Origin of the sequence: Massilia sp. (genome assembly GCF_032106685.1) — a bacterium.
Classification (GTDB): domain Bacteria; phylum Pseudomonadota; class Gammaproteobacteria; order Burkholderiales; family Burkholderiaceae_D; genus Telluria.
In genome coordinates this window covers 1-17,194 of record NZ_DAMCPG010000069.1, presented here as the reverse complement: position 1 = coordinate 17,194, position 17,194 = coordinate 1, and the positions used below count along the sequence as shown (strand labels likewise).

Annotated in this window: 13 protein-coding genes, 1 tRNA gene and 1 pseudogene; 10 read left to right on the top strand and 5 right to left on the bottom strand. The window is 65.8% G+C overall.

Translation table 11 applies throughout. From position 1 onward, the window contains the following. A partial coding sequence (locus tag RT688_RS22910; RefSeq protein ID WP_313707141.1) for an acyl-CoA dehydrogenase family protein occupies positions 1-170 on the top strand: 170 nt, incomplete at its 5' end. Between the two features lie 191 nt (positions 171-361). Here the strand turns inward: RT688_RS22910 and RT688_RS22905 are convergent. Next, entirely contained in the window at positions 362-940 is a 579-nt protein-coding gene (locus tag RT688_RS22905) for a hypothetical protein (protein ID WP_313707140.1), read from the bottom strand. 373 nt (positions 941-1,313) lie between these two features. Between RT688_RS22905 and RT688_RS22900 the strand changes: the two genes are divergently transcribed. Both RT688_RS22900 and RT688_RS22895 read left to right on the top strand, forming a co-directional pair. Further along, complete coding sequence (locus tag RT688_RS22900) at positions 1,314-1,994, top strand: trimeric intracellular cation channel family protein (RefSeq protein ID WP_313707139.1); 681 nt, start codon at positions 1,314-1,316, stop codon at positions 1,992-1,994. 343 nt (positions 1,995-2,337) lie between these two features. Beyond that, on the top strand, positions 2,338-4,014 hold the full coding sequence (locus RT688_RS22895) for a hypothetical protein (RefSeq protein ID WP_313707138.1): 1,677 nt from the start codon (positions 2,338-2,340) through the stop codon (positions 4,012-4,014). 345 nt (positions 4,015-4,359) lie between these two features. Here the strand turns inward: RT688_RS22895 and RT688_RS22890 are convergent, their stop codons facing one another. Beyond that, positions 4,360-4,926: a nitroreductase gene (locus tag RT688_RS22890; RefSeq protein ID WP_313707137.1), complete on the bottom strand. Its 567-nt coding sequence runs from the start codon at positions 4,924-4,926 to the stop codon at positions 4,360-4,362. After that, a complete protein-coding gene (fdhD, locus tag RT688_RS22885) occupies positions 4,923-5,705 on the bottom strand; it encodes a formate dehydrogenase accessory sulfurtransferase FdhD (protein WP_313707136.1) in 783 nt (260 codons plus the stop codon). Before fdhD ends, RT688_RS22890 begins: the two co-directional genes overlap by 4 nt. A 228-nt stretch (positions 5,706-5,933) precedes the next feature. On the opposite strand from fdhD, the gene fdnG reads away from it, so the two are divergent. The 7 genes from fdnG (at position 5,934) to RT688_RS22850 (ending at position 15,207) form a co-directional block, all read left to right on the top strand. Next, entirely contained in the window at positions 5,934-9,005 is a 3,072-nt protein-coding gene (fdnG, locus tag RT688_RS22880) for a formate dehydrogenase-N subunit alpha (RefSeq protein WP_313707135.1), read from the top strand. An 18-nt stretch (positions 9,006-9,023) separates the two neighbouring features. Further along, positions 9,024-9,944 (top strand): formate dehydrogenase subunit beta, encoded by a 921-nt coding sequence (fdxH, locus tag RT688_RS22875; RefSeq protein ID WP_313707134.1) that lies wholly within the window; start codon positions 9,024-9,026, stop codon positions 9,942-9,944. After that, complete coding sequence (locus tag RT688_RS22870; RefSeq protein WP_313707133.1) at positions 9,934-10,575, top strand: formate dehydrogenase subunit gamma; 642 nt, start codon at positions 9,934-9,936, stop codon at positions 10,573-10,575. Before fdxH ends, RT688_RS22870 begins: the two co-directional genes overlap by 11 nt. 95 nt (positions 10,576-10,670) lie before the next feature. Continuing rightward, entirely contained in the window at positions 10,671-11,711 is a 1,041-nt protein-coding gene (fdhE, locus tag RT688_RS22865; protein WP_313707132.1) for a formate dehydrogenase accessory protein FdhE, read from the top strand. Continuing rightward, positions 11,708-13,126, top strand: coding sequence for an L-seryl-tRNA(Sec) selenium transferase (selA, locus tag RT688_RS22860; RefSeq protein ID WP_313707131.1), 1,419 nt, complete (start codon positions 11,708-11,710; stop codon positions 13,124-13,126). The genes fdhE and selA overlap by 4 nt, the downstream gene beginning before the upstream one ends. After that, the gene (gene selB / locus RT688_RS22855; protein WP_313707130.1) at positions 13,123-15,063 is read left to right on the top strand and encodes a selenocysteine-specific translation elongation factor; all 1,941 of its coding nucleotides are present in this window, start codon (positions 13,123-13,125) and stop codon (positions 15,061-15,063) included. The genes selA and selB overlap by 4 nt, the downstream gene beginning before the upstream one ends. A gap of 48 nt (positions 15,064-15,111) precedes the next feature. Continuing rightward, a tRNA-Sec gene (locus RT688_RS22850) sits at positions 15,112-15,207 on the top strand. Between the two features lie 276 nt (positions 15,208-15,483). On the opposite strand, the gene RT688_RS22845 is transcribed toward RT688_RS22850, so the two are convergent. Beyond that, complete coding sequence (locus RT688_RS22845) at positions 15,484-16,899, bottom strand: OmpP1/FadL family transporter (protein ID WP_313707129.1); 1,416 nt, start codon at positions 16,897-16,899, stop codon at positions 15,484-15,486. A 163-nt stretch (positions 16,900-17,062) separates the two neighbouring features. Beyond that, positions 17,063-17,194: pseudogene (locus RT688_RS22840) on the bottom strand (IS1595 family transposase); the annotation flags it as partial.

Below are 17,194 nucleotides of genomic sequence, written 5' to 3'. Positions count from 1 at the left end.
TCGACATCGCCCGCACCGCGCGCGACATGCTGGGCGGTAACGGCATTTCCGACGAGTTCGGCATCATCCGCCACATGGTCAACCTCGAGGTGGTCAACACCTATGAGGGCACGCACGACATCCACGCGCTGATCCTGGGCCGCGCGCAGACCGGTATCGCGGCGTTCTAAAGACTCCTGCCCTGGAACGCCGGCTGCGACCAGCATCGCGGCCGGCGTTTTTCATTCCCGTAGGGTGGGCACCCGTGCCCACGCGTTACGCGCTCGTCCGGCGTCCGCTGCCGCAACGATTCGCCCCGCGGCTCGGGCGCAGGCCACCGCAGCCCGCCTCGAGAGCGCCAGCGCCGCAACCCAGCACCAGGTCACGGCGTACAAATCTGGCTGACCTTGACCTGGAGTCGCCGTTGCCTGCCATGTTCCCTGATCACGGCGTATCCCTCCTCGAGGGTGATGTACAGCTCCTGATCGTCATCCTCGTGGCTTGCAATCTTCCGAGAGACAATCGTCACCTCGATCCCATGCCCGCGATAACGGCGCGCTTGCCCGTCGCCGACGCCGGCACTCCCGATTGCCTCCAGCTTGACCAATTTCCCTGAGGACGAGACGAGCAGCTCATTGAGCTCATACCCCATGAGCTGCCTACCGTTCTTGACGGTGCTGTAGCAGGTCTTCGAATCCAGCGCCTCCATTGCAAGGGCCTTGTTCATCGGTATATCGATTGCTCCGGCTGAATGCATGACGAGGGCCAGGCAGGCAAAGGCGGTGTATCGACCTGGCACGATTTCACCGAAGCCCATCACGGAATCGGGACGCTTCGGATAACGGGTCCCGGCATGCCTGACGCCCGCGATGCGCTGGAGACGCGTCTGCATGGGATACGCATTCGCATCCTCGCGCCAGTCGCGGGGTGAAGGAAGGATCTTTTGCTGGTGATCAGCCATATGCCGAAGCGCTTGTGCATCGATTGCATTCCCTTGAACGGTAGACCAGAACCAGGCTCACCCGACGTCTGCCGTCTCCATGCCGGAGCCGGCAGTACGAGTCAGCATAGCAGCTCAGGCAGCCGCGAAAGTCACGCACTGTCACGGCTGGCGGCAACCGTTCCGCACGAGCGAGGGCCAACCGTCCGGGTCGGCCCCGGGTCAGGCTCCCTCGATCCGCGTGGAACGGGCGCCCACCGTACGGTCAACGGTCCGTGACCGGAAAAGGGTTATTTCCTGCGCACCGAGCTGGTGCGTTATCATGACGCCCTTGTCCATACAGGCCGCAGGCATTCGCCCCGCCGCACCCTCCCCGCAATCCAAGGCAATCCAAGTGTTTAATGTTCTCTCCCTCGACGTGGACGCGGCGATCAAGACCCTCGTTCTCACGCTCGACCTGGTCGGCACCTTCGTCTTCGCCCTGTCCGGCGCCACCGCCGGCGCGCGCCGCCGGCTCGATATCTTCGGCGTGCTGGTGCTCTCGTTTGTGGCCGCCAACTCGGGCGGCATCGTGCGCGATTTGCTGATCGGGGCGACGCCGCCGGCGGCGATCAGCGACTGGCGCTACCTCGCCGTCTCGCTCATGGCCGGCGTGGTGATCTTCTTCTGGTACCCGGTCATCAACCGCCTGCAAAGCCCGGTGTTGTTCTTCGACGCCGTGGGCCTGGCCCTGTTCTGCGTGGCCGGCGCCCAGAAGGCGCTGGTGTTCGGCCTGACACCGTTGATGGCCGCCCTGCTCGGCATGCTGACCGGGATCGGCGGCGGCATCGCGCGCGACGTGCTGCTGTCGAACGTGCCGGGCGTGTTCAGGTCGGACATCTATGCGGTGGCGGCCCTGGCCGGCGCCACCGTGGTGGCGGTCGGCCATGTGCTGGGCTGGCCGACGACCTTCACCGCCGTCGGCGGCGCGGCGCTCTGCCTGGGGCTGCGGCTGGCGGCGATCCACCGTGGCTGGCACCTGCCGACGGCGCGCTGGCCTGAGCAGACCGAGACGCACCGCGACGAGGAACGCTGAAGCACGAAAGCGCCCGACTCGACAACTAGACATCTCGACTTATCTCCAGCACATGGGCGCGCAACCGCGCGTACGCGGGTCGGCGAGCTCGCGTGTTCCACCGTCGCTTTGCTACCAATACCTTTGCCCTGCGCGTAACAAGGCAACGCCACGCCATCGATACCAATCGTTCGTTTAGTGCGGCCGACTGCCGCGTCCTGATGCAATCGCCAAAAAATCGCGTCGACAGAGGGTAAGCGCGACGCTTCGCTGTTCCGACACGCAGTGTGAAATTGTCTTAACGCATATTTGCCCAAATGCAACTTCGCTGTATAGTTTCAAGTATTACGGATGGAGGATAACTATGGGTTTTTTTGGCAAGGCGTTGTCGATCGAGGGGATGAAAGACAAGGTGGCGGAGGCCAAAAGTAAAGCTGCGGAGGCTGCGACAGCATTGAAGAATTCTGCTGGGACTCTTGGCAATGCGGCGTTGGAGACTAGCAAGGAGTGGGGATCCAAAGCCGTCGAATCAGGCCGCGAAGCGAGTGACCGCACCGCAGACGCTGCAAAGAAGGTGGCTGCGGACATCGCTGACACGGCGAGGAACTTTGACTACGAAATGACCAAGGAACGGGCGAGCGACTTGCTTGCTCATGGCGTCGAGAAGACGACTGAGTACTTCAAGCGCACGCTGGAGATCGATAAGACCACGATGGACATGGTGGTGCAGCTGCGCTCGCGCCTACCGACACCGGTTTCCACCGTCGATGAACTCTTCGACCAATGTCGCGACGAGGCGATGCGTAGAGCAATTTCTGCATTCATGCTTGGCCCAGTGCTCAACAGCGTTGATGAACGCAGCGCTTTGAAGTACGACAAACTGAGTGATAGCTGGGATGAGTTTCGTAAAGCTGACGGCAACAGCAGCCTCGTGGGGCGTGACCACAAGAACTACAAGGCAATGTCGGACGACATCAAGGAACAAGGAACGGTCGTCCAGAACGGATACAACCGCGATGAAACGCTGATCAAGCAGAAGGGGAACATCGACGTTGAGCATGTAACGTCGCGAAAGGAGCTCTTCAGCAACACTTTACTAAGCGTTGGGCTGACCACCAAGGAGCTCGGTGATGTCATGAATGATCCGCGGAATTTGGTCTATGCCGACAAAAGCACCAATAGTCAGAAGAACGATTATGACATGTGGGAGTGGATCGACAAGTTCAAGGACGACTACCAACCAGACGACAATAAAATCGTGATCACGATTCGGGCGACTGGCGAAAAACGTGTGCTCGATAAACGTGATCTCAAGGAGGCTTACGAACGCAGCAAAGAGGCCGTTAATGAAGCCCGGCTCACTGCAGCGGTAGAAGTTACCTCCACGGTGGTGAAGACCGGTGCTGCCATGGCCCTGCAGCAGGTGGTGGGCCTCATCGTCATCGAGACGATGGATATCTTCATGGCCGAGATCAAGCATTTCAAACTCAATACTGAAGATGGCTTGATCAACGATGCCAAGGAGAGAACCGAGCGCATCCGTGCGCAGTTGAATCAGCGGTTCGAAGAGCGACAGATATGGGCGCGGGCGCGCGAACTAGGGATGGAGGCGGGCGTATCCGGCGCCCTCAGTGTTCTGCCACAAATACTTATCTCCCTGTTCCTGAAGATGCCCGCATTCGTCTATGCGATTGTTCGGGAAAGTACCTTGAGCGTTGTTCGCAGCGTGCGCGTGTTGTGCAGCAACGATGAGGGCAAGCTCGACAGCCTCAAGGTGATCATGTTCAGTACTGCGTCGGCCATTGCCGGCGCCTATGTACAGCGTGTCATCACCACGGCAATCAGCAGTGTTCCGTTGCTGAACAGGTTCAACAGTCAGATCTCTTCAGTCATGACGGGAATGATCGTCATGGCCATCCCGCTCGTTGCGATCTACACGTTCGATCAAAACAAGCACAAGTTAATGTTTCGTCTCAAGGGAGAACCGGCGGATGCTTCATTTGTCGCGCCTGGAGAGTCTGAAACCGCAACTGCAACATAGGGCGCATCAGCGCCAGCGCCAGCGCCAGCGCCGCAGCATCGTGCAGGACGGCTGCATCATGAATAGACGCGAGCACCCAAGTGCTCGCCTCTTGTTCCCTCTCTGGTCCAGGGACGAGCTTCGCTCATCGTGGATCGCGATTGCCCGGTCCAGACGCGCGCGATCTACAGATACTTGACCGTCAGCCCAAAGGCGTTTGCAAATGCTCGTGGAGATCAGCGGGTAGGTCTGCCATGATATCGCTTGGTCAAGCCGACGGCCTGGTTGCGGACGCTATGCAACGCTCAATCCGCGGTCCATCCTGCCGTGAGAGCAGGTATCGTTTGGACCAACGTGTCTTGTCGATCAGAGGCTGGAGACGAATTCCTCCGGCCGCGGCCGCTCGCGCGCCGGCCGCGCCGCCATCGACGTGCCGAACGCCACGAAGCAGATCGCCTGCTCGTACGGCGCCAGCCGCAGCAAGTCGCGCATGCCGGCGCTGTCCATCGCCGCGCCGCTCGCCAGGCCGCTGGCGTAGCCCAGCGCCTGCGCCGCGGTCAGCATGTTCTGCACTGCGCAGCCGAGCGACACCAGCTTCTCGGCGGTCGGGATCGTACCCTTCGGCGCGTCGTCCAGCACCGCCACCACCAGGCAGGGCGCGTGGAAGGCTTTATCGCGCGCCCGAACACGCGCTTCGTCATCGGCAGCAGGATCGCGCTCGGCCAGCGCGCGTTCGAACACCGTCCCCAGGTCGGCGCGCCGCCCGGCGGGAATGACGATGAAGCGCCACGGCCGCAATTGCCCATGGTCCGGCGCCTGCGCCGCGGCTTCGAAGATGCGCTCCAGCGCGGCCGCATCCGGGCCTGGGGCGACGAGCCGCCGCGGCGGATGGTTGCGGCGCCCCGCCAGCCAGGTCCACAATTGCTCGCTCATGCGCCCTGCCCGTCTCGGTCCAGCCCGAGCTGTTCAGGATGGGTGTAGCAGACGAAGTCGCGCCCGCGCGCGAACGCCAGCAGGGTCATCCCGGCTTGCTCCGCCAGGTCGACCGCCGCCAGCGTCGGCGCCGACATGCCGACCAGGGCGGAGACGCCGGCCTGGATCGCCTTCTGCGCCATCTCGAAACTGACCCGGCTCGTAATCAGGAAGAAGCCCTCGCCGGACTGGGCGCCGCTGCGCGCCATGGCGCCGATCACCTTGTCGAGGGCATTGTGGCGACCCACGTCCTCGCGCACGATCCGCAGGCTGCCTTCCATCGCGCACCAGGCGGCGGCGTGGGCGGCGCCGGTGCGGCGCGTCAAATGCTGCTCGGCGCCGATCGCCGCCAGCGCCCGGCGCACGCCGTCCACGTGGAAGCCCTGCGCCGGCGCGAGGGTGCGCTGCGGGCGGCAGACCTGGTCCAGGCTGTCGACCCCGCACAGGCCGCAGCCGGTGCGGCCGGCCAGCGTGCGGCGGCGTTCCTTCAGTTCCATGAAGGCGCGGCTGGCGACCTCGAGTTGCACCGTGACACCGGCCGGCGTGTTCTCGACCTCGATGCCGTAGCACTCGGCCGGACTGGCGAGGATGCCTTCGCTAAGCGAAAAGCCGAGCGCGAAGTCTTCCAGGTCGGCAGGACTCGCCATCATCACCGCATGCGAGATGCCGTTGTAGACCAGGGCGACCGCCGCTTCCTCGACCACCCAGTCCTCGACCTCCGTCAGTACGTCCTGGCGCATGCGCAACACGCGGCGCGGGCCGGCCGTGGATGGAAGCCCCGCACTATCAGTATCAGATTGTCGATTGTTTATCTTCATCACACGCCAAATCGGCAAATTTAACAATTCATACGTAGAAACCGCATTTTCGAATATGAATTCTATCTTTTGGAAAATTTTACCACCGACCTAAGTCCTCTATAAGTGTTAAACTGACGAAACCGTCGTTTCCTTTAAGAAGGATTGTTAATGAACCAGATGTCAAGGCGTCAGTTCCTGAAGGTTTCAGGCGCCACCATCGCGGGCTCCAGCCTGGCGGTGCTTGGCTTCGCTCCGGCTACGGCACTCGCCGAAGTCCGGCAGTACAAGCTGGCACGCACGACCGAAACCCGCCAGACCTGCCCCTACTGCTCTGTCGGTTGCGGCATTTTGATGTACGGCCTTGGCGATGGCGCCAAGAATGCCGCCGCTTCGATCATCCACATCGAAGGCGACCCCGACCACCCGGTCAACCGCGGCACCCTGTGCCCGAAAGGCGCGTCGCTGGTGGACTTCATCCACAGCCCGAACCGCCTGCTCGAGCCGGAATACCGCGCTCCGGGCTCCAGCGAATGGACCAAGATTTCCTGGGACCAGGCGCTGGACCGCATCGCCAAGCTGATGAAGGAAGACCGCGACGCCAACTTCGTCGAGAAGACCGAAGACGGCAAGACCGTCAACCGCTGGCTCACCACCGGCATGCTGGCCGCTTCGGCCGGCAGCAATGAAGCAGGATACATCACCCACAAGACCGTCCGGTCTTTGGGCATGCTCACGTTCGATAACCAGGCGCGTGTTTGACACGGTCCGACGGTGGCAGGTCTTGCCCCGACGTTTGGCCGTGGTGCGATGACGAATCACTGGGTCGACATCAAGAATGCCGATGTGATCCTCGTCATGGGCGGTAATGCCGCCGAAGCACACCCCTGTGGTTTCAAGTGGGTGACCGAAGCGAAGGCCCATAACAAGGCCAAGCTGGTCGTGGTCGATCCACGCTTTACCCGTACCGCATCCGTTGCAGACTATTACGTCGCGACGCGTACCGGCACGGACATCGTTTTCCTGGGTGCGATCGTCAACTATCTGCTGACGAACGACAAGATCCAGCACGAATACGTCCGCAATTACACGGACATGCCTTTCATCGTCCGCGAAGACTTCGCGTTCAATGACGGCATCTACTCCGGCTACGACGAAGCCGCCGGCAAGTACGCCGACAAGTCGAGCTGGAACTACGAGATGGGCGAAGACGGCTACGCCAAGGTCGACCCGACCCTGCAGCACCCGCGCTGCGTCTACCAGCTGATGAAGAAGCACTATTCCCGCTACACGCCGGAAATGGTGCAGAAGATCTGCGGCGTCGCGCCCGCGCAGTTCCAGAAAGTGGCCGAAGCCCTCGCCTCGACCGCCGTGCCTGGCCGCGCCGGTACCATCCTGTACGCGCTGGGCTGGACCCACCACTCGACCGGCGCCCAGACCATTCGCCTCGGCGCCATGGTCCAGCTGCTGCTGGGTAACATCGGCATCGCCGGCGGCGGCATGAACGCGCTGCGCGGCCACTCGAACATCCAGGGCCTGACCGACCTCGGCCTGATGTCGAACCTGCTGCCGGGCTACATGACCCTGCCGAACGAAGCCGAACAGGACTACGACGGCTACATCGCCGCCCGTGCGCCGAAGGCCATGCGTCCGAACCAGCTGAGCTACTGGAGCAACTACAAGAAGTTCCACGTCTCGTTCATGAAGACCTGGTGGGGCGACGCCGCCACCCAGGAAAACAACTTCGCCTACGACTACCTGCCGAAGCTGGACAAGCCCTACGATCTGCTGCAGGCCATCGAGCTGATGAACCAGGGCAAGATGAACGGTTACATCTGCCAGGGCTTCAACGTCATCGCCTCGGCTCCGAACAAGGCCAAGGTCCTGGCCGGCCTGTCGAAGCTGAAGTACCTGGTCGTGATGGATCCGCTGGAAACCGAAACGGCCGAGTTCTGGAAGAACCACGGCGAGTTCCACGACGTCGATTCGAGCAAGATCCAGACCGAAGTGTTCCGCCTGCCGACCACCTGCTTCGCGGAAGAAGCGGGCTCGCTGGTCTCGTCCTCGCGCGTGCTGCAGTGGCACTGGCAAGGCGCCGAGCCGCCGGGCAAGGCCCGTTCGGACATCGAGATCATGTCGGAACTGTTCCTGCGCCTGAAGAAGGCCTACCAGACGCAAGGCGGCAAGTTCCCGGACCCGATCCTGAACCTGACCTGGCCGTATGCCAAGCCGCACAGCCCGACGCCGGAAGAACTGGCGAAGGAATTCAACGGCAAGGCGCTGGCCGACGTGTTCGATCCGAAGGATCCGACCAAGGTCATCGTCAAGAAGGGCGAACAGCTGGCCAGCTTCGCGCAGCTGCGCGACGACGGCACCACCACCTCGGGCTGCTGGATCTTCGCGGGTTCCTGGACCCAGGCCGGCAACCAGATGGGCCGCCGCGACAACAGCGACCCGACCGGCATCGGCAACACGCTGAACTGGGCCTGGGCCTGGCCGGCGAACCGCCGCGTGCTGTACAACCGTGCCTCGGCCGACACCAAGGGCAAGCCGTTCGATCCGACCCGCGTGCTGGTGCGCTGGAATGGCGCGGCCTGGACCGGCGCCGACGTGCCCGACTTCAAGGTGGACGAGGATCCGGCCGGCGGCATGAACCCATTCATCATGAACCCGGAAGGGGTGGCGCGCTTCTTTGCACGCGGCATGATGAACGAGGGTCCGTTCCCCGAGCACTACGAGCCGTTCGAGAATCCGGTTGGCAAGAACCTGATGCACCCGAACAACCCGCGCGCGACCAGCAATCCGGGCGCCCGCGTGTTCCCGAACGACCGCAAGGAAATGGGTACGGTCGAGGAGTTCCCGGTGGTGGCGACGACCTATCGCCTGACCGAGCACTTCCACTTCTGGACCAAGCATGCGCGCCTGAACGCGATCATCCAGCCGGAGCAGTTCGTCGAGATCGGCGAAGCGCTGGGCAAGCGGATCGGCGTGGCCAGCGGCGACAAGGTGAAGGTGAGCAGCAAGCGCGGCCACATCGTCGCCAAGGTCATCGTCACCAAGCGCATCCGCGCCCTGCAGATCGACGGCAAGGAAACCCACACCGTGGGCATCCCGCTGCACTTCGGCTTCAAGGGCCTGACCAAGCCGGGTTACCTGACCAACACGCTAACCCCGGTGGTCGGTGACGGCAACTCGCAAACGCCGGAATTCAAGTCCTTCCTCGTGAAGGTCGAGAAGGCTTAAGGACCGGAGAGAAAAGAAATGGCACTACAATCTTTGGATATCAAACGCGTGTCGGCAACGACGACGCCGCCGCCCGGCGCCCGTGCGCCGGTCTCCGGCAGCGTCGCCAAGCTGATCGACGCCTCGAAGTGCATCGGCTGCAAGGCCTGCCAGACGGCGTGCATGGAGTGGAACGACATCCGCGACGAGGTCGGCGTCAACTCGGGCGTGTATGACAACCCGATCGACCTGACCCCGAAGTCGTGGACGGTGATGCGTTTCGCCGAGCACGAGAACCCCGACGGCAACCTCGAGTGGCTGATCCGCAAGGACGGCTGCATGCACTGCGAGGATCCGGGCTGCCTGAAGGCCTGCCCGTCGCCGGGCGCGATCGTGCAGTACGCCAACGGTATCGTCGACTTCCACCAGGAAAACTGCATCGGCTGCGGCTACTGCGTGACGGGCTGCCCGTTCGACGTTCCGCGCATCTCGAAGCAGGACAACCGCGCCTACAAGTGCACCCTGTGCTCGGACCGCGTCGCCGTCGGCCAGGAACCGGCCTGCGTGAAGACCTGCCCGACCGGCGCCATCATGTTCGGCACGAAAGAGGACATGAAGATCCACGCCGCCGAGCGCATCGAGGACCTGAAGGAACGCGGCTACCAGAACGCCGGCCTGTACGACCCGGCCGGCGTCGGCGGCACCCACGTCATGTACGTGCTGCACCATGCCGACAGGCCGTCGCTGTACAGCGGCCTGCGCGACAACCCGAGCATCAGCCCGACCGTGGGCCTGTGGAAGGGTTTGACCAAGCCGCTGGCGCTGGTCGGCATGGCGGCGGCCGCGGTGGCCGGCTTCTTCCACTACACCCGTGTCGGTCCGAACGAGGTCAGCAAGGAAGAGGAAGCCGAGGCCCTGCTTGAAGCACGCAAGCTGCAAGGGGAAAAGCATGAAGCATGATAAAGATGGCAACCCGCTGATCGAGCGCTACAACGCGAACGAGCGCAGCAACCACTGGATCACCGCGATCTGCTTCGTCCTCGCCGGCCTGTCGGGCCTGGCCATGTTCCACCCGGTCATGGCCTGGCTGTCCGCGCTGTTCGGCGGCGGCCAGTGGACCCGCATCCTGCATCCGTTCTTCGGGGTGGTGATGTTCGCGTCGTTCGCGGTGCTGGTGGTGCGCTTCTGGCACCACAACCAGTTCGAGCCGGGCGACCGCCAGTGGCTGAGCCAGACGTCCGACGTCCTGGCCGGCCGCGAGCACGCCCTGCCGAAGGTGGGCCGCTACAACGCCGGCCAGAAGGTGCTGTTCTTCACGCTGGTGGTCGCCATGGCCTTCCTGCTGTTGACCGGCATCGTGATCTGGCGCCAGTGGTTCTCGGGCTACTTCCCGATCGGCCTGATCCGCCTGTCGGCGCTGCTGCACGCCTTCTTCGCCTTCGTCATCATCCTGGCGATCATCGTGCACGTCTACGCGGGCATCTGGGTCAAGGGCACCATGGGCGCCATGACCCGCGGCTATGTGACCTACGGCTGGGTGCGCAAGCACCATCCGCGCTGGTTCGAACAGCTGATGCGCAAAGGGAAGTAATGCGCTGAACCTGTCGCTGACGCGTTTCTTCAGCTTCATTTAAAATAGGCCGGGCTCGCTTTTGCGACCCGGCCTTGCCATTTCGAGAGATACAGTTGGTACAACGTCTACTTCAACCGGGCGAGATCGAGGCACTCGATCACAACGCCATTCCGCGCCTGCTGCTGCCCCACCCCGCCACCCTGTTCGCCGCGCGCGCCGCGCGCCTGCGCCAGCTGGCGGCCGGCGAGGTCCCGGGCATTCCCGTCGAAGATTCCCTGCGCGGCTACCTGGGCCTGATGGCGCACGTCGCCGACGCCCAGCAGGCCGTCGTTGCAGAAATCGGCGCCACCGGCGTCACCCTGCCCGACCAGGCCGCGCTGAAGCTGGCGCACGACCACAACATGCCGCCGCTGCCGGTCACCGGCAGCCGTCCGGCCGAGTGGCGTACGGTCTTCGCGCGCCTGCTCGACCAGCTGCAAGGCGCCGCCGCTACCGCTGGCAGCGCGCCGCAACTGGGCGCCGCGCTGGAACACCTGCGCGCGATGAGCGAGGCCGAACTCGAAGGCCTGGCCGACGCCATCCTCGGCGGCTACAGCGACGGCATCGACCCGCTGCGCGCGCCTTTCGTGGCCGCCGCGCTGCAGGTGAGCTGGTCGACCATGGCCGCCCAGCTCGATCCGGCCTGGGCCCAGCCGCTGGTCACCGGCACCCTGTGCCCGGTGTGCGGCTCGCAACCGGTCGCCAGCGCGGTGCGCATCGGCGGCCAGTCGCAGGGCTACCGCTACCTGCACTGCAGCTGCTGCGAGAGCGAGTGGCACATGGTGCGCGTCAAGTGCTCGTGCTGCGAGGCGAACGGCAAGGTCGCCTACCAGGGCCTGGTCGACAAGCATGCCGACCCGCAGGCCGCCAACGTCGCCGCCGCCGCCGAGGGCAAGACCCTCGACAAGGCGAACGATCCGACCAAGGTCGCGCGCGCCGAGACCTGCGACGACTGCTGGACCTACCGCAAGATCTTCAACCAGGAACACGACTACCACATCGAACCGGTGGCCGACGACCTGGCCAGCATGCTGCTCGACGTGCTGGTCTCCGAGGCCGGCTATGCGCGCGCCAGCGGCAATCCCCTGCTCTGGCTGAAGGAAGAAGAGGCGTGAGCGAGGCCGCCCTGCCATCGCTGCGCCTGCCGGCCGTGCACGCCCTGCTGGGCGAGGCGGCCGGCCAGGCCCTGGTGCTCGAATACGGTCACGAGCAGACCGTGGCGGCGCTGCGCCTGCTGCTGGACGAACTACGGGCCGCCATACGCAGCGGCGGCGCCGAGGACGTCTCGGCCGGCGCCATCCTGGCCCGGCTGGGCGAACGCCTGCTTGGGGCCAACGCCTCGCGCCTGCGTCCGGTGTTCAACCTGACCGGCACCGTCCTGCATACTAACCTGGGCCGCGCCCTGCTGCCCGACGAAGCCGTGCAGGCCGTGGTCGAGGCGCTGCGCTGGCCGATGAACCTGGAATGGGACCTCGAGACCGGCAAGCGCGGCGACCGCGACAGCCTGGTCGAGGAACAGCTGTGCGCCCTCACCGGCGCCGAAGCGGTCACGGTCGTCAACAACAATGCCGCCGCCGTGCTCCTGATGCTGGCCGCCCTGGCACCGAACCGCGACGTGGTCGTCTCGCGCGGCGAGCTGGTGGAGATCGGCGGCGCCTTCCGCATTCCGGACATCATGGCGCGCGCCGGCGCGCGCCTGCGCGAAGTGGGCACCACCAACCGCACCCACCTGAAGGACTACGTCGAGTACGCCGGGCCGGACACCGCGATGCTGCTGAAGGTCCATTGCAGCAACTACGCGATCACCGGCTTCACCAAGGAAGTGACGGTGGCCGAGCTGGCCCCGCTGGCGCGCGAGCGCAACATCCCTCTGGCCGTGGACCTGGGCAGCGGCACCCTGGTCGACCTCGAACGCTACGGCCTGCCGCACGAGACGACGGTCAAGGAAACCATCGCCGCCGGCGCCGATCTCGTAACCTTCAGCGGCGACAAGCTGCTCGGCGGGCCGCAGTGCGGCATCATCGCCGGCCGCGCCGACCTGATCGCGGCGATCAAGAAGAATCCCCTGAAGCGCGCCCTGCGCGTCTCGAAACTGACCCTGGCCGCGCTGGAACCTGTCCTGAACCTGTACCGCGCGCCCGACCTGCTGCCCCGGCGCCTGACCACGCTGCGCCTCCTGACCCGCCCCGCCGCCGAGATGCGCGCCATGGCCGACAGCCTGGCCGCGCCGCTGCGGGAGGCGCTCGGCGACGCGTATACCGTCGCCACCGCGCCGATGACCAGCCAGATCGGCAGCGGCGCCCTGCCGGTCGAACTGCTGCCGAGTTTCGGCCTGGCGATCCGCGCCCAGCCCGGCGTGCGCGGCAACCCGCTGGGCCAACTGGAGGGCCGCCTGCGCGCCCTGCCGCGCCCGGTGGTCGGCCGCATCGCCGACGACACCCTGTGGCTGGACCTGCGCTGCCTGCAGCAGGACCAGCTTCCCCTCTTCGTCGAGCAGCTCGCCCGGCTGCGGGAGCAAAGGCAAGCATGATCGTCGGTACCGCAGGCCACATCGACCACGGCAAGACCACCCTGACGCGCGCCCTCACCGGGGTCGACACCGACCGCCTGAAGGAGGAAAAGGCGCGCGGCATCTCGATCGAGCTGGGCTACGCCTATGCGCCGCTGCCCGGCGGCGCGCGGCTGGGCGTGATCGACGTTCCCGGCCACGAAAAATTCATCCGCACCATGGCTTCCGGCGTCACCGGTATCGATCTCGCCCTGCTGGTGGTGGCGGCCGACGACGGCATCATGCCGCAGACGCGCGAGCACCTGGCCATCCTCGAACTGCTGGGCGTGCGCCGCGCCTGCGTGGCGCTGACCAAGATCGACCGCGCCGACGCCGTGCGCCTGGTTCAGGTCGAAGCCGACGTCGAGGCGCTGCTGGCCGGTACGCCCTTCGCCGGGGCGCCGATGTTCCCGACCGCCGCCACCATGCCGGGCGATCCCGGCGTGGCCGCCCTGCTGGCCTACCTCGACGGGGCCGCCGCCAGCCTGACTGCGCAAGGCGAAGCGCGCCTGTTCCGGCTCGGCGTCGACCGCGTGTTCACGGTCTCGGGCCAGGGCACGGTGGTCACCGGCACCGCGCTGGCGGGCCGCGTGGCCGTCGGCGACCTGCTGCAACTGGCGCCCGGCGGCCAGCAGGCGCGGGTGCGCGCCATCCACGCCCAGGGCCGCGCGGCCGACACCGGCCAGGCCGGCGAGCGCCTGGCGCTGAACCTGGCCGGCGTGGCGAAGGACGACGTCGAACGCGGCAGCTGGGTGGTCGCGCCGGACATCGGCGAGTGCTCGGAGCGCGTCGACGCCGTCCTGTCGCTGCTGCCGGACGCGCCGGCGCTGGCTTCCTGGGCGCCGCTGCACGTGCACATCGGCGCGGCCCACCATACGGCCCACCTGGTGCCGCTCGAAGGCGAACAGCTGGCGCCGGGCAGCCGCGCGCGGGTGCAACTGGTGTTCGACGCGCCCCTGCACGCGATGCCGGGCGACCGCTTCGTGGTGCGCAACGCCCAGGCCACCCAGACCATCGGCGGCGGCGTCGTGCTCGACCCCTTCGGGCCGGCGCGCAAGCGCAGGAGCCCCGCGCGCCTGGCCTGGCTCGACGCGCTGGCGGCGTGGCTGGAGATCGGCGACGCCGCGCGCCTGGTGGACGCCAGCCTGGCGGGCTTGGCCGTCTCGTCCCTGGTGCGCCTGAGCGGCCTCGCGCCCGAGGCGCTGCGCCTGCCGGACTCCTTCCTGCGCCTGCCGCTGGCCGGCGGCGACAGCCTGCTGGTGGCCCCGGCCATGCTCGCGCCGCTGGAAGCGCGGGTCCTCGATGGCCTGGCTACCTGGCACGCGCGCCAGCCGGACGAACCGGGCCTGGAACTGTGGCGCCTGAAGCGCATGGTCGCGCCGGAACTGCCGGACGCGATCTGGAGCGCGCTGGTGGCGCGCATGCTCGATGCCGGCAGCCTGGCGCGCAGCGGCGCCAGCCTGCGCCTGCCCTCGCACAGCGTGGCCCTCACGCCGGCCGAGGAAGCCATGGCGGCGCGCCTGCTGCCGGCGCTCCAGGCCGGCCGCTACGACCCGCCCTGGGTGCGCGACCTGGGCCACAAGTACAAGCTCCCCGAGGACACGGTGCGCGCCCTGCTGCGCAAACTCGCGCGCGCCGGGCAGCTGCACCAGGTAGTGCACGACCTGTTCTACCATCCGGTGCCGCTGGCGGAACTGGCGCGCATCGTGGCCGAACTGCCCGATGCCCAGGCCGCGAATTTCCGCGACGCGACCGGGCTGGGACGCAAGCGCGCGATCCAGATCCTGGAGTTTTTCGACCGCGTCGGCTATACTCGCCGGGTCCGCAACACCCACCTGCCCAGGCCGCAGGCCAGCTGGCCGGAGCCGACGGCAGCGCCGGCAGCGCCGGCAGCGACCAGCGCCCCGCCTGGCGGTTAGCGATACAAGTTCGCGGCGCACACAAGGCGGCACCAGCCGCCATCCCATGGAAGGCATTCTCATCCGGTGATGGGGCCGGGCTTCAAACCCGGTGGGGGGCGTCAGCCGCTCTCCTGTAAGTTCGACTCTTTCTGCCTTCCGCCAATTCTTCACACGTTGCGCACCCATAGTAGGGTGGGCGCCCCTGTGCCCACGCGTAAACGATGAGCAGACGCGACGGCCTTGTCGACGCCTTATCGATGCCTATCGATGCCTATCGATGCCTATCGACGCCTTATCGATGCCTTATCGATGCCAACACGACGCAGGCGTCACGCGTGGGCACGGGGCGCCCACCCTACGGTTATCACGCACAAGCAGGCACAAAAAAGCCGGCGCCCCTTCATGGGAACGCCGGCTTTCTATGCCCTGCTATGAAGCTCAGAACCGCTGGTTGTAGGCCACGCCCAGCAGCTGCATGTGGGTCTTCCACGTACCGCGCGTGGTTTCGCCGTTGCCGGTGCAGCCGACGGCGACCGGGTTGCAGTTGTTGGTGTAGTTGCCCGCGGCGTCCTTGAAGTCGAGGTAGCTGTAGGCCAGGTCGATCGACGAGGACGGGCCCAGCTTCCAGTTGGCGCCGAACGAGAGCTGGTTGCGGTCGGCGTCCGGCAGCGCGGCGTGGCGCAGCTCGCGGCTGGCGACCGGGGCGTTGTCGTGGGCCAGGCCGCCGCGCAGCGTCACGTCGTCGTTCAGCTTGTAGCTGGCGCCGAGCGAGACGCGCACGGTGTTCTTCCACTGCTGGCGGATCACCTCGTCGCCCTCTTCCGTGCCGACGAATTCGATGTCGATGTTCCGCATGCGCGAATTGCGCGACCAGGTGACATCAGCCATGCCGGCCCAGCGCGGGTCGAACTGGTGGAAGGCCGACAGCGACAGGGTCTCCGGGGTGCGCAGTTCGACACGCGCATCCGAATTCTGGCGGCGCGAGGCGCCCTGCAGCACGCCGTTCACCACCGGATCAAGGGTGACGGCCGAGAAGTCCCAGGCCGCGCTGCCGGTCAGTTCGTGCTTGATCGAGGAACGGTAGGCGATGCCGAAACGGGTGGCCTGGTCCAGCGTGAATATGTAGCCCAAGTTGAAGCCTACGCCCCAGTCCTTGCCCTTCACGCGCGCATAGGCGTCGCCGGCGCCGGCCAGCAGGGCCGGATTGCCGCCGAGCGCGGCGATCTGGCGCGCCAGGACGGCGCCGGTGCCGCCGTGCTGGGCGGCGACAATCGTCCCCGGCACGTCGACCGCCTGCGCCAAGCTGGCCTTCATGTAGTCGACGTCGATGCCGAAGCCGAAGGCGTGCTGTTCGTTGAGCTTGAACGCGATCGACGGGTTCAAGGTCAGCGATTCGAGCTTGATCTCGGTGAGCGAGTAGCGGCCGGCCCAGTCGCGGTCGTAGGACAGGTCGGTCCCGAAGGGCACGAAGGCGCCGAAGCCGGCGGTCCAGCGGTTGTCGATCTGGTGGCTGTAGTAGAGGGACGGCGCGGCGACGGCGCTCGGGGCGTAGTCGTCCTGGCTGGCCTTGCCGCCGGTCGGGCCGCCGGTGAAGCGGGTCGAGCCGGCGTCCTGGTAGGTCGAGTGCGGGACCAGGGCGGTCACGCCGCCCGAGAACTGGCGCCCTTCCAGGCGCGACAGGCCGGCCGGGTTGGCGAACACGGTCGAGGCGTCGGCGGCTTCCGCGCCGTTGGCCTCGGCGGTGCCCTGGGCCGAGATGCTCTGGGAACCGAAGCGGTAGCCGGACGCGCCGGCCGTTGCGCAAGCGCCGGCCAGCGCCAGCGCGATCATGCAATGCAGGTGTTTCTGTTTCACGGTTGTCTTTCTGGTTTGTCTTCTTCAACGCTCCCCCCGAGCCTGGGACCGAGGCGATGCGGCGCGAAGCATACACCAAACCAGGATTTTTTATCACGACCGTGCTTTTTTGGCGCTGTCACCTTTACGTGTTGAACATGCCCAGCGTCGCTCGCAGGATCCCGCCGCCACGCTTCTTTGGCGGCCGATCCAGCGTCCGTGACCCGTTTCTGCGATTCGAGCAGGAACATCTCATCGGCCTCGGCGATGCCGGACAGCAGTGCCGGCCGATCGTGCCTGGCCCAGGCGAGAAAGC

Bases quoted from the DNA above. Each gene is read 5' to 3' on its own strand.
- RT688_RS22905 (WP_313707140.1), bottom strand. From the start codon at position 940: ATGGCTGATCACCAGCAAAAGATCCTTCCTTCACCCCGCGACTGGCGC.
- RT688_RS22895 (WP_313707138.1), top strand. From the start codon at position 2,338: ATGGGTTTTTTTGGCAAGGCGTTGTCGATCGAGGGGATGAAAGACAAG.
- RT688_RS22890 (WP_313707137.1), bottom strand. From the start codon at position 4,926: ATGAGCGAGCAATTGTGGACCTGGCTGGCGGGGCGCCGCAACCATCCG.
- fdhD (WP_313707136.1), bottom strand. From the start codon at position 5,705: ATGCGCCAGGACGTACTGACGGAGGTCGAGGACTGGGTGGTCGAGGAA.
- fdxH (WP_313707134.1), top strand. From the start codon at position 9,024: ATGGCACTACAATCTTTGGATATCAAACGCGTGTCGGCAACGACGACG.
- RT688_RS22870 (WP_313707133.1), top strand. From the start codon at position 9,934: ATGAAGCATGATAAAGATGGCAACCCGCTGATCGAGCGCTACAACGCG.
- selB (WP_313707130.1), top strand. From the start codon at position 13,123: ATGATCGTCGGTACCGCAGGCCACATCGACCACGGCAAGACCACCCTG.